The 12,315-nt window shown below is 45.0% G+C and carries 11 protein-coding genes; all 11 read left to right on the top strand.

Annotation, left to right across the window (positions count from 1 at the left end; all coding sequences use genetic code 11):
• Positions 1 to 1,217 (top strand): hypothetical protein (locus B5F25_RS21885; protein WP_162614431.1); only part of this gene is annotated, 1,217 nt, incomplete at its 5' end.
• 112 nt (positions 1,218 to 1,329) lie between these two features.
• Positions 1,330 to 2,079 carry a DUF1573 domain-containing protein gene (locus B5F25_RS15145; RefSeq protein WP_087250519.1) on the top strand — a complete coding sequence of 250 codons (750 nt, stop codon included), beginning with the start codon at positions 1,330 to 1,332 and terminating at the stop codon, positions 2,077 to 2,079.
• A 340-nt stretch (positions 2,080 to 2,419) separates the two neighbouring features.
• The gene (locus tag B5F25_RS15140) at positions 2,420 to 2,707 is read left to right on the top strand and encodes an NVEALA domain-containing protein (RefSeq protein WP_087250518.1); all 288 of its coding nucleotides are present in this window, start codon (positions 2,420 to 2,422) and stop codon (positions 2,705 to 2,707) included.
• Between the two features lie 158 nt (positions 2,708 to 2,865).
• Entirely contained in the window at positions 2,866 to 4,050 is a 1,185-nt protein-coding gene (locus B5F25_RS15135) for a 6-bladed beta-propeller (protein ID WP_022040481.1), read from the top strand.
• Positions 4,051 to 4,172: 122 nt separating this feature from the next.
• Positions 4,173 to 5,390: a 6-bladed beta-propeller gene (locus B5F25_RS15130; protein WP_087250514.1), complete on the top strand. Its 1,218-nt coding sequence runs from the start codon at positions 4,173 to 4,175 to the stop codon at positions 5,388 to 5,390.
• 4 nt (positions 5,391 to 5,394) lie between these two features.
• Positions 5,395 to 6,018, top strand: coding sequence for a hypothetical protein (locus tag B5F25_RS15125; RefSeq protein ID WP_087250512.1), 624 nt, complete (start codon positions 5,395 to 5,397; stop codon positions 6,016 to 6,018).
• Complete coding sequence (locus B5F25_RS15120) at positions 6,008 to 7,960, top strand: discoidin domain-containing protein (protein ID WP_140406957.1); 1,953 nt, start codon at positions 6,008 to 6,010, stop codon at positions 7,958 to 7,960. The genes B5F25_RS15125 and B5F25_RS15120 overlap by 11 nt, the downstream gene beginning before the upstream one ends.
• A gap of 27 nt (positions 7,961 to 7,987) precedes the next feature.
• Positions 7,988 to 8,902, top strand: coding sequence for a signal peptidase I (lepB, locus tag B5F25_RS15115; protein ID WP_087250509.1), 915 nt, complete (start codon positions 7,988 to 7,990; stop codon positions 8,900 to 8,902).
• Positions 8,884 to 10,602, top strand: coding sequence for an O-antigen ligase family protein (locus B5F25_RS15110; RefSeq protein WP_162614430.1), 1,719 nt, complete (start codon positions 8,884 to 8,886; stop codon positions 10,600 to 10,602). Before lepB ends, B5F25_RS15110 begins: the two co-directional genes overlap by 19 nt.
• A 374-nt stretch (positions 10,603 to 10,976) precedes the next feature.
• Complete coding sequence (locus B5F25_RS15105) at positions 10,977 to 11,282, top strand: NVEALA domain-containing protein (RefSeq protein ID WP_087250523.1); 306 nt, start codon at positions 10,977 to 10,979, stop codon at positions 11,280 to 11,282.
• Positions 11,283 to 11,287: 5 nt separating this feature from the next.
• A complete protein-coding gene (locus B5F25_RS15100) occupies positions 11,288 to 12,298 on the top strand; it encodes a hypothetical protein (protein WP_087250505.1) in 1,011 nt (336 codons plus the stop codon).
• Positions 12,299 to 12,315: the final 17 nt, after the last annotated feature.

The raw sequence follows: 12,315 nt of genomic DNA, 5'->3' as shown, positions 1-12,315 counted from the left end.
GTACACGGATGTTGGTGAACTACGACTTGGGTTATCTTTACCATCAAAAAGGTTTCTACCGGCAAGCCCTTTTGCACTATCGGGAAATGCAGAAGTATGTAGACGCACATCCCGATACGTTGGATTGCTACATCACCGCATATAGTATGGGGAACATCTTTATGCTGCTGAATCGATACGACAGTGCTTACCATTATTATCAAGGAGCGATTGTATTAGCCCGTCAATTAAAAAATGAATCTTACGAAAGATATATTTTAAGACAATTGAACTTACATGCCCGTTTGACTGGCAATCAAGTACAAGCCCAATGGTATGCAGAAGAGCTTCGTGCAACAACCGACCCTTATTTGAAAGCTGAATCATTTCAAGAATTGGGGAACACCGATTCGGCTTCCTTCTATTTTCTCAAAGCAACGAAAGATCCTCAAATTTCTACCCGAGCTATGGCATTTCAAAACTTGTCACAGCTGTATCGGAAAGCACATCCGGATTTGGCTTTCGTCTATGCTGATTCTTTCCAAATCTATAAAGATTCGTTTTACGCCTTGCGGCAAACAGACAAGATAGAAAGACTGACCGCAGCGTATCGGCAAGAGATAGACCTTCAAAAGGAGGAGGCTGACCGGCGTGAAAATGCCATCTACCTGTGGGGAGGAATCGGTATTACACTGTTGCTGTGCGGTACCGGCGTTTTCTTCTTCGTGCAGCGCAAGAAGCGCCGCTACCTGCTATTAGAGAAACAACTGGTCGCAAACCGATTGGCCGCTATCAAGGAATATGTGGCTGAACAGAACCGGCGGAACCCTGAAGAATGGAGTGCGATGTACCAAGAGATAGCAGCCATAGAAATGCAAACACTTATCGGGCAGTTTCAACAAACGGCATGGCAAAAGCGAATCAATGCCATACAGAAAGGCAACGGCAAGCCTTTCTCGAAAAAAGAACAGGCAGTGTTCCAAAAAGAAATCCTCGCCCTGTTTGATGAACTCGTGAAACGGCTGCAAGCGGAGCATCCCCAAATCACTAAAGATGACTTGCTGTTTTGCCTGCTTTCTCTTATGAATTATCCTACCAGCCTGATAGCCGCGTGCATCGGATGTAAGGAAACCACCCTGCGTACCCGCAAGCATCGCCTGAAAGAGAAACTATCAAAAGAGACATTCGGGCTTTTCTTTCATTCCTCTATAAACCAGCAAGATACAGAAGAAGTGTAACGCTCGTTGTAACGCTGTAACGGAAATTGTCACGCAAAATATTTGGCTGTTTTTATCAATTTTCAGAATTTTGTGGAAACAAAAAATGAAATACTTATGAAAACAAAACTGATTGCTTTATACGGTACAGGGCAGGGACACAGTGGATTTCCGCTGGCAGTCTGCTCCTTACCGCATCGTGACGTATGTCGACTCCATTGGCTGCACCAGTTGTAAGCTGCAGCTGCCTAAGTGGAAACAGCTGATAGCGGAGACCGATTCGTTGTTTGGGAAGGACAAGCTGTCGTACGTGTTCTTTTTCCATCCGAAAGATGCACGCGAGTTAACCTATCTGACACGACGCGATGGCTTTACCTATCCGGTGTGTTTCGACCGTGAGGATGCTTTCAACCGCGTGAACCGTTTCCCTTCGGAGATGGCTCTGCAGACTTTCCTCCTTGATAAGGACAACCGGGTAGTTGCCATCGGCAATCCCGTCCATAATCCGCAGGTGAAGGAACTTTACCTGAACATCATCGGCGGCAAGCGTTCCGCAACAACCGGTACGAAGCAGACCTCTGCTTCGTTAAGCGAACAGGATGTGCGGTTCGGTTCTTTCCCGATGGGGGAGAAGAAAGAGCGGAAGGTAACGCTGAAGAACACAGGCAATGCTCCTTTGGTGATACACGGGGTGGATACCTCTTGCGGTTGCACGTGTGTGGAATACAGCCAGTGTCCTTTGCGTCCGGGCGAGGAAACCACCTTGCTGATTGTTTACGAGGCGGATGAGGCAGGTCATTTCCGCAAGACGGTAGACGTGTATTGCAACACGGCAGATGCCCCGTTGCGCATCAGCGTGACGGGAGAAGCGGTAAACAATTGACAATGACTTTTGATGAACATCCGTAAACAGCCAATGTAGGGGCGTATTGCATACGCCCGAATGCACATACTTATTCAAGTGGATGTTTTTCAGGGCGTATGCGATACGCCCCTACAGGCAATCAGGTGAAATGTGAACATTCATATTATAAAAGGAGTAGAAACGATACAGGGTACATTAGGAAGACAGCTTGTATATCTCCACTCCAGTCAAACCCTAAAATAGAAAGGAGGACAGACCGTTGCAAAGTTAAGAAGAAAACAGAAGATTCGCAAATCGGAGATTTGCGGCTTCGCAGGTATCAATGAAAAACAACAATAACATAAAAAATTAGCAAAAGATGAAAAAGAATATATTGAAAATTACGTTTGCAACCGCTTTGGCTGTGGTAGCAGGCGTAACGGCTTATCAGGCACAGGATAAAGAAATGATGTCAGATCTGGCTCTTGCCAATGTGGAAGCGTTGGCTAGAGATGAAGGATCTGGTGATATAGAAATTGTTTGTGGTCTGAATGGTGGTGCTTGTTGGATGCGCAGTGGAGCGATATGTTTTGTAGGTGAAGCAACTTATTATTATTGTCAGTTTGTAGGTTATACATGGACAAGTTGTTCAAGTCAATGTAATTAATGTGATATAAAGAGCCATTTGATAACTCGAATTTATTCCGTTCCAGTCGGTATGTATATTCATTATGTAGAATGGTAATGAGCATGTATGATGATTGGAGCGGATAAAGAGTGGTTTGAATAATGATATTAGAACAAAAAGTATAAATGCTTGTTTTTATGAAGATAGTAAACCTGTTTTTGATAACCGTATTTTCGGTAATGTTTTTCTCGTGTGTGGAAAAGGCGTCCGACGACCGTGATGTTACTGATATAGATTATCTTGACAATGAGGATTTACCGATGAATGCTTTCGTTGACGCTATTGAAGTGGTGCCGCTTGAAACAGACAGCACTTGTCTTATTGACCAATTTCATAAAATAGCGTTTTACGATGAAATAGGCGTTTATCTTATTATAGATAAAAAACAGACAGTATATTTATTTTCAGCGGACGGCAGGTACATTTCCAATTCAAAAGCATGTAGAGGAAATGGGCCGAATGAATATACCATATTGACAGACGCTGTTTACAACCCTTATACCAAGCACATCGAAATCCTGAATCCGTTCGGTATTATATATGCGTATGACTTGTCCTTCCAATTTCAAGGTAAGAAGGATTTGAAAAATGGGAATATCCATACGTTTTCACGTTTTTATCCATTAGATGACATTTCGTATATTTTATTGCCAACCATGCTTGGAGAGAAAGATGCCGTAATTTGTTTTTGTGATTATTCCAGGCAAGAGATAGCTTCAACCGAAGTTTATATTGATGATTTTGTCTGTACGTTGACTATGAATTATAACCCTTTTGTACAGATGAATGACCGGTTGTATTTCTTGCCCTTGTGTTTGGATTATACGATATACAATATTGGTGAGAACCGGCAATTGAATAAATATATCACCTATTCGTTTGGTGGAAAAGATGTACGGAAAGAGGAAATGGAAGAACGTTTTGGCGATGTGTCGGACAAAAAGACCAGTGAAAAGAGCTTGAAGAAAACCGTTCAAAATATGGAGAAAATAAATGATTATCTTCTCCGTTCCGATTACCCTGTTCCGGTCATTAAAATGATGGATGATTCGTATCTGTATTTTTATATAATGAGGAATGGCGGCAGGGAAACTGTTATATACGACAGGATGTCAGGGCGGATTATATTGCATTCGAACAAGCAGAACCCCAGTCTTAATTTTTGCTTACATTTAAACGGCAAGCAGCTTTATTCAATTATGCATCCGTACGAAATAGACAGGTATATAGACAAACACTTGTTGGATGCAGATAATTTGGACAAGATTAATAGCATAAAAGAAGATGATAATCCGATAATTATCAAATACAGGTTGAAGTGAGTGCTTGGATGTATAATTGTAGACTGTTTTAAGAAGATTTTGAGATGGCCTCATTTTAATTATGAGGTTTTATGTCGTTGTTTTTTCAATGATATTGTTTTCTTGTTTGATTAATTGTTTTTATGAAGCAGGTTGTATTTTTCTTTTTTTTGTGTGGACTCATGATGAATTGCACGATGAATCATCAAAATTCAGGGTTTACTACCAAACAGATAGAGTCGTTGCGGCTTGATTCTGCGGTTGTGTTGCAAAGTAGCAAACAGACGGTTGAAAAAATAGATTTGAATCCGTTTCTTGGTGAAAGGGAGTTTGACTTTGAAAGTTTGGTCAAATCACTCCGCATGATTTCTCTTGAGACAACTGACGAAAGTTTATTGAGTAATGTGTATAAGATAATTGTTACGGATTCATATATTTATGTATATGATGATTTCAAGGGCGGAGGGATTGTGATTTTTACCCATGTTGGTAAATTTGTAAAAAGGATACCTCATGGAGGAGGACCGGGTGAATTATATAAATTGTATGATATCGCATACGATAAAGAAAATGATATGCTGGTTGCTTACCAGCATCCGTATTTACTTTTCTATACATCGGCTGGGGAGTTCGTAGAACAGAAGAAAGTGCCTTTGGGCTTTTATAACTTTACAGTAACGCCTAACGGGTATATTTTTAAGTCGCTTGACAGTTTTGGAAATGAACATTTAGGTGATTTGCGTGATAATACATTGCTGATAACCGGCAAAGATTTCAGTTTAAAGTATGCGGGGTTGCCGACATTGCATCATGAAGCGAATTATGGTGGATATACTTATCTGTATAACAATAAAGGAAATATACAAATAACCCAGAATTATGAAGATACGATTTATCATTACAATGTTTCAGAACATCGGTTGCAGGCGGCGTATGTCATGGACTATGAAAGTAAGAAATTGCCATCGGAGTATCTGGAATATTCAGGCAGGAAACTACATAATGAATTGTCGCAAAATGATTATTATTATTTTATAGGAGAGTATCTCGAAAATTTTACTCATCAAGTTTTCTTTTTACGTAATGATTATAAAGGCTTGCGGAGTATCGTCTATCGGGATAAAAGAACAGGAAAGTCGTTTGGAGGTGCTGAGGCTTTGTTGGACTTGCAGGAGATTCCTCCTGTCGCTTTCCCGAAGAGTGTATATGGTGATGAGTTTATATCTTTGTATTATCCTGACAAACAAGTTTCTACGCTTTCTAAAAGTTCTATGGTTTCAACACCCGACAAGGCACTTGTCACTCGTTGGAAGGAAGAGGATAACCCTATTTTGGTATTGTTCAAATTAAAGGATTTTTGATGCTATGAATAAATATCTTATAGGGATAATAATTCTTCTGTTAGCTATAAACGTATTTGCTATTGCTAATTTCCTTTATTATCGTAAGAATGTGATGGCTCAATTGTTGATGCTGGAAGAGGAGGGTAAGAGAGTTATGCCTTTAGAGATTAATTTGAGGGCGAATATGGAAAATAACGCTCGTCGGATTCAAGATATTAGCGGGAAGAATCAAAAAGGAGAATTGAAATGTTTACATGATTTCTTTGATAGTGGAATGGATAAAATTTTGGTTTGTCGCTTTTCTGAATTGGATTGTGAAAGCTGTATTGATTTTACAATTAAGACTTTGTTGGGAAAAAATGTTGTCATCGGAAAAGATAATATTTTGTTTGTCAGTACTTATAAGAACGATGTAAATTTTAATCGGCAAAAGCAATTATATGGAATTCAAGACTATGAATCCCTGAATATAATGGATTTAGGTATTCCTCTTGAAGATTATGGATATCCGTATTATTTTATATTGGATAAGTCTTTACAAGTCTTGGATGTTTTTGTGCCGAGTAAAAGTTCTCAGGTAATGATTCAAAAATATTTTGATGAAATTCAAGAAAAGCATTTTAGCCATTCAATATATGAAAACTAACGAACCGATGAAACCTTTGTTTATCCCTTTGATGTCGCTCCTCCTGCTCTGTGGCTGCGGCAGGCAGAAGACTTTTATTCCCGGCGTGGACGACGTGTTGGCTGAGAACCCACAGCTTCAGCGTGTGCTTGACCACTGCAAGGACGATTCGCTGAAATACCGTGCCGCCTTGTTCCTGATAGAGAACCTGCCTTACCACGCTACCAACGATGCCCCCTCGATGGACGCGCAGCTGAAACTGTACGAACTGCACTCCACCGGAAAGTATTCGCCGGAGGAAGTGATAGACTCGGTCAGCCGCGCTTACGGCAGGCTGGACGTTTCCAGCCTGCGGCAGACAAGTGACGTGGGCATCTCGCCCGAGTACCTGATAGAGAACATCGAGTGGGCATTCAAGGTGTGGCGTGAGCAGCCTTGGGGCAAGAACGTGCCGTTCAGCCTGTTCTGCGAATACATCCTGCCTTACCGGGTGGGTGACGAACGGCTTGTACCGTGGCGGAAAGAGATTTACGAACGGTATAACCCACTGCTGGACAGCATACGGAAGCTGCCCGAAGCGGAAGACCCGCGCTTTGTGTCGGAAGCGTTGTTCGACTCGCTGCGCAAGGCTCCGATACATTTTACCGGACAGTTCGAACCCAGTCCGCATATCGGGCCGAAGACGGTGGAATGGCGTTCGGGCAGCTGCAAGGAGTTTACCGACCTGTTGCTGTATGTATACAGGGCGGTGGGGCTTCCGTGTGCCAAAGACATCATGCTGATGCGCGGCAACCGCAACGCTCCGCACAGCTGGAACGTGATGTTCGACAAGGAGGGTCGTGGGTATTATTTCACTTTGCTCGACAACATGACCGACGGAGCCAATCCAGATGCGTATTGGGATCCGAAAGGGAAGGTGTACCGCGCCACGTTCAGCCTGAACCGGCAGATGACAGATTCGCTCCGCACGGCACCTGAAGACCTGCCCCCCGCCTTCCGTTATCCTTGCATGGAGGACGTGACCGCTGTATATGCCGGCAAACAGAACCACACTGTTCGGATAGCGGAAGACCGGATTTATCCGCCTGTACAGGAAGACGAACTGTTGTACCTGTGCGCTTCGTGCCGGATGGACTGGACTCCTTTGGCATGGTGCCGTGTAACGGACGGCGAAGCGAGGTTCCACGATGTGGAGGGACAGATGGTGTTCCGGCTTGCCTCGTATGCAGACGGGAGGCTGCAGATGCGTTCCGACCCGTTTGTACTGGAGCGTCCTACGGGAGAAATACGTTTCCTTTCTCCCGGAGAACGGGAAGAGCCGGTGACGGTATTCCATAAGTTTCCGCTTTACCTGGACGGTGTGAGCGGTCGCATGATAGGGGGCGTGTTCGAAGGCAGCAATGACAGCCGCTTCCGCCATGCCGATACACTTTTTGTAGTAAAGGACCGCCCTTACCGTTTATTTACTAAGGTACAGACAGACCACCGCAAGCCCTACCGCTATGTGCGCTACCGGGGTAAGGCGGGCAGCCATTGCGATGTGGCTGAAATAGCCTTTTACGGTGTGCAGCCGGATAGCTTGCCGTTGAGGGGAAAAGTAATCGGCACGCCGGGTGACAACAGCGGGCACGAATATACGAATGCTTTCGACGGCGACCCCTATACTTCTTTCGACTATCCGGAAGCAGACGGTGGCTGGACAGGACTCGACCTTGGGAAGCCTTATATAATAAGGAGTATCGTCTATACGCCGCGCAACCGTGACGACTACATCCGTCGGGGCGACCGTTACGAACTGTTCTATTGCGCCGGCGAGTGGCGTTCGGCTGGTGTAATGACTGCCGTGTCCGACTCGCTGGCATACCGTGTTCCTGCTGGCAGCCTGCTGTACCTGCGCAACCATACGCGTGGGCAAGACGAGCGGATTTTCGAGTACCGCGACGGGATGCAGATATTCTGGTAATTGACAATGGACGATTGATAATTGACAATGAAACGGATACGGATAAACTTCAAGAAGTGGTTAGGCAGGGTATATACGGTAGTGATGTGGTCGGTATGCCTGTATGCGGTATGGATTGTGTTGCGCATCGCAGGTCAGGTGTTCCTGTTTGCCTCGTTTTCCATCCCTTCCGATTCGATGGTGCCTGTGTTGCGTCCGGGCGACTATGTGCTGGTGAACAAACCGCTGAAAGGGGCGCGTATATTCAATGTATGGGATGCGGCTGAACACCGCCCGTTTGAGATACGGAGATTGCCCGGCTTGGAAGAGTTCCGCCGTGGGGAAGTGCTGGTATTCAATTTCCCTTACCCCGAACGCTGGGACAGCATCGGGTTTGATGTGCTGCTGTATTACGTGAAACGTTGCATCGGCGAGCCTGGCGATACGGTGGAGATAAGGGATGCCCATTACCGGGTGCATGGAACAGATGTCCCGGTGGGGAACACGGATGCACAGGAACGGCTTTCACGGCTGTTGTCCAAAAAATCGGGCAGGGAGGAGATGGTGCGTAACCGTTCTTATTACACGTTTCCATACGATTCGTTGCTGGGCTGGACGGTAAAGGATTTCGGTCCGTTGTATGTTCCAGCCCGTGGCGATTCGATAGAAATGAACCGGAACCATTACCTGTTTTACAGGAACCTGATAGAATGGGAACAGCGGGGAAAGTTGGTGCAAGAGGACGATGGCTTCTATTTGGAGGGCAGACGGATAACGGGTTACCGTTTCCGCGAGAATTATTACTTTATGGGCGGTGACAACTGTTTTAACTCGCAAGACTCGCGTTACTGGGGCTTGTTGCCCGAATGTTACATCGTGGGCAAGGCTACAAGGATATGGAAGTCGGTAGACCCGTATACGGAAACAATAAATTGGGAAAGAGTATGGAAGAAGATAGAGTGATAGAAAAGTGGAGGTTGAAGCAGAAAATCAAGGATAAGACGGTGTACACCATTTGGTTTCTTTTGACCTTGCTTCCGCTCAGTGTGATTTTGCTGAATGCGGGTGATATGCCTATGGGAACGCAGGAAGAGGCGTGGTGCTGGATGTACGGATGCTGGTGTGTGTACTTGCTTGTCCCGCTTATGGGGTGTTTTTTGCCCCGTTTCCAGGCGGAGACGCTTCCGCGTATAGCAAATGTCGTGTCGGCTGTATTGATGCTGTATGGGATAATCGAAGCGTGGTGGGGGCTGGCACAGTTGTGGGGCTGGCTGCCTTCTAATCATGCGAGGTTTGCCGTGACCGGTTCGTTTGCCAATCCGGGGCCTTATTCTGGATTCTTGGCAATCGTCTTTCCGGTGGCGGTTCATGAATGCGTCTATTGGTATCTGTACGACAAGAAGTGCTGGAACTTCCTCCGTTGCATGGGGTGGGTCACGCTGGTGTCGCTTTTGCTGGTATTGCCTGCGGGCATGAGCCGGACGGCATGGATTGCCGCTCTTGTTTCGGCGGGATATGTATATGTGTCGCTGACTCCCTATACGATGGCAAAATGGTTTGGCCCTTATAAAAAAATTACGTGGACGATAGTAGCGGTAGCGTTTGTAGCCCTTGTCGCAGCCGGGTCAGGGTTGTATCATCTGAAGAAGGATTCGGCAGATGGAAGGTTGCTGATGTGGAAAGTGGCTGCTTCCGCCCTGCAGGAACATCCGTTGACGGGCAACGGATGGAACGGTGTGGCGGCTGTGTACGGGCAGGCGCAAGAAGACTATTTCGCTAAGGGAGATTATACCGAAACCGAGGCACGGGTGGCGGACGCTCCCGAATATGTGTTCAACGAATACCTGCAAGTGGCGTTGGCATGGGGCATTCCTGTATTGGTGGTGGCATTGGCAGTGATAGGATGGGGCATTTACGTCATGCATCAGTATTTGGAATGCGGATTGAGCGGTGGTTTGATTGCTTTTGCTATTTTTGCATTCGCTTCTTATCCGCTTCAGTGCCCGGCTTTGGTCTCGACACTGGCTTTGTTGCTGTTTCCTGCCTTGGTGAGGTTGTTACGGCCGGGAAAAATAAAGAACCTGGTGTGCTTCTCCATCGCGTGGATAACTTGCATAGTGTGTGTCGAATTGTATTTACAAAAGGAATATATAGCCGAGAAGTACCGTTTGTGGAGCAAAAGCCAGGTATTGTATCAGGCGGGAATGTATAGACAGGCAGCGGGTGAATACCGTAAGATTTATGAAAATCCGTGTTACGCTTATCCGTGGGTAGACTGGAATCCCCGTTTCCTTTTCGAGTATGCCCGCTCGCTGCATAAAATAGGATTGTGGGACGAATCGACCGTTATTTTGAAAGAAGCCCTGAAAGTGAGCGGAGACCCGATGATACTGAACCTGATAGGGAAGAACGAGTCGGCGATGTACCGTTTCGACAGTGCCGAGCGGTATTACCGCCGGGCGGCTAACCGGGTGCCGTCGCGCATTTATCCGTATTACCTGATGGTGAAGCTCTTTTCGTATCCCGACAATTACCAGCCCGACAAGTTGCGGGAAGCGGCACGGGTGGTATTGACGAAAGAACCGAAGGTGCCCTCGACGGCTGTAAGGCAGATGAAGGAAGAGACCCGGAAGATATTGGAGGAAAAACAGATTGAGTTATGAGAGTCGTTTCTGGTGAGGCGATGCGGTATGGTTTGCGCCAGGGTGACGCCAACGGGAAACGCGTGAGATTATACCTTCCGAAAATGAATATATACTGCATGGGCCGATGAAGTATATATCCGTGGGTAGTTGCAGTATATATTCATTTTTCGGACAAGTGGCCTGGCCGACTCAAAAATGAGAAGATAAGAAGGGGGGGAGATGGATTAAACTGTGGAGAGTCCATTCGTCTTCCATCCGATGTTAAACCTAAAAAATAGAAGGAGGTGTAACCAATGCAAAGTTAGTAACAAATTAGAAGTTGTGCAAACAAGATGTTTGCCGCTTCGTGGAAGGTGGAATTTAAACAAACGAACAATTTAAAAAAGTGTAAAATGAGAGAATTTTTATTGAAAGCAATATTTGCTGCAGCTATCGCATTCGTTGCAGGTTATAATGTATATTATTCTAAGAAAGATGTTGTATTGTCGGATTTGGCATTGGCTAACGTAGAAGCGTTGGCGGGTGATGAATGGAAAGATGAAGAAAAAATTTCTTGTATGGCGTTTATTGTTTCTCCTACTCCAGAAGAATTGTCTCAAATGGCATATCCTGTGGTTGTTTGTTGTCAGCCTTGTGGAAATCTTGTCATAGCTAAACAGGCATCGGGAAGTTCTTCATGTACATATTATAAACCTTGACGGGGATGAAGATATTTTTATACATAATAAGCGTACTTTGTTTGGCGGCTTGTTCGAAGTCGCCAAGCAAAGGCCTTTGCATCGCTTTGCCGGCTGATGTGCAGGTGTTTGAAATGGACAGTGTAGATAGCGGCGTTTTGCTGAACGCTACCGGGATGGTTGCCCTTCCGGATTACTTGATTATATCCAATCTTCATAAAGATACGTTGTTTGATGTCTTTGATGTTCACAGTTTGGAATACCGGTATAGCGGTTTGATTTATGGCGGAGGTTCTAATGACATGCTTCCTTTCAGATGGATACGGCCTCTTGACAGTCATCGGTTTTATGCTATAGGCTTAGGTGTTCCGCTTGTTACTGTTGTAGATGTTGAAGGCGGATTGAAAATAGATGGGCGCAAGCAACTTGAATGGGAAAAAGATGTCTGTCAGAATCTGTACCCTTTGAAGAACGGAAAAGTCTTGATTCAACCTGGTAAAAGACAAGGAGGGTGGAGCTTGTATGATACGACAAGCGGTGATGTGTCTGATATGCCTGATTCTCCTTTTCAAGAGGACGAGCCGGAAGCAGATATGATACAAACTTTTCAGTATCGGGCGGTAAACGTGGCGGTGAATGCGGATAAAGAACGCATTGCGTTTTTTTATAGCAAGTTCCCGTTTGTCCGTTTTTTCGATTTTGACGGTAATTTGTTGGTTGAGTATAGTGTCGGGGAGGAAATATCCGACCCGCAAAAGTTTTTTCATAGGGAAGGAATGTATTATTGGGGATGTTCGTATACGGCAGATTTTATTTTCGTAAAATACGCTCCCGATAATGAAGCTTCGGATGTGACTTGTTTTCAGGTGTGGGATTGGGAAGGAAATTTATTGTCGCGGTTTAATGTTGCGGATAAAATAAACTTGTTTACAGTATCTGCCGACGGGAAAAGAATATTTGCGGCAAAGAATGATAATAATCATATTTTTTGGTGTAATATTGCATCGGCCTTAGACCGCAAAACGGGAATGGAGTAAATTAATAGAAGATAAAT

The organism is Bacteroides sp. An19, assembly GCF_002160215.1.
Taxonomy (GTDB): domain Bacteria; phylum Bacteroidota; class Bacteroidia; order Bacteroidales; family Bacteroidaceae; genus Phocaeicola; species Phocaeicola intestinalis.
The sequence above is the reverse complement of the archived record's forward strand: the minus strand, read 5'-3'. Positions and strand labels throughout refer to the sequence as shown.

What these genes read in the sequence shown, in the direction of transcription:
- B5F25_RS15140 (WP_087250518.1), top strand. Translation starts at nt 2,420, where the DNA reads ATGAAAAAGAATATATTGAAAATTACGTTTGCAACCGCTTTGGCTGTG.
- B5F25_RS15135 (WP_022040481.1), top strand. Translation starts at nt 2,866, where the DNA reads ATGAAGATAGTAAACCTGTTTTTGATAACCGTATTTTCGGTAATGTTT.
- B5F25_RS15130 (WP_087250514.1), top strand. Translation starts at nt 4,173, where the DNA reads ATGAAGCAGGTTGTATTTTTCTTTTTTTTGTGTGGACTCATGATGAAT.
- B5F25_RS15125 (WP_087250512.1), top strand. Translation starts at nt 5,395, where the DNA reads ATGAATAAATATCTTATAGGGATAATAATTCTTCTGTTAGCTATAAAC.
- B5F25_RS15120 (WP_140406957.1), top strand. Translation starts at nt 6,008, where the DNA reads ATGAAAACTAACGAACCGATGAAACCTTTGTTTATCCCTTTGATGTCG.
- lepB (WP_087250509.1), top strand. Translation starts at nt 7,988, where the DNA reads ATGAAACGGATACGGATAAACTTCAAGAAGTGGTTAGGCAGGGTATAT.
- B5F25_RS15110 (WP_162614430.1), top strand. Translation starts at nt 8,884, where the DNA reads ATGGAAGAAGATAGAGTGATAGAAAAGTGGAGGTTGAAGCAGAAAATC.
- B5F25_RS15105 (WP_087250523.1), top strand. Translation starts at nt 10,977, where the DNA reads ATGAGAGAATTTTTATTGAAAGCAATATTTGCTGCAGCTATCGCATTC.
- B5F25_RS15100 (WP_087250505.1), top strand. Translation starts at nt 11,288, where the DNA reads ATGAAGATATTTTTATACATAATAAGCGTACTTTGTTTGGCGGCTTGT.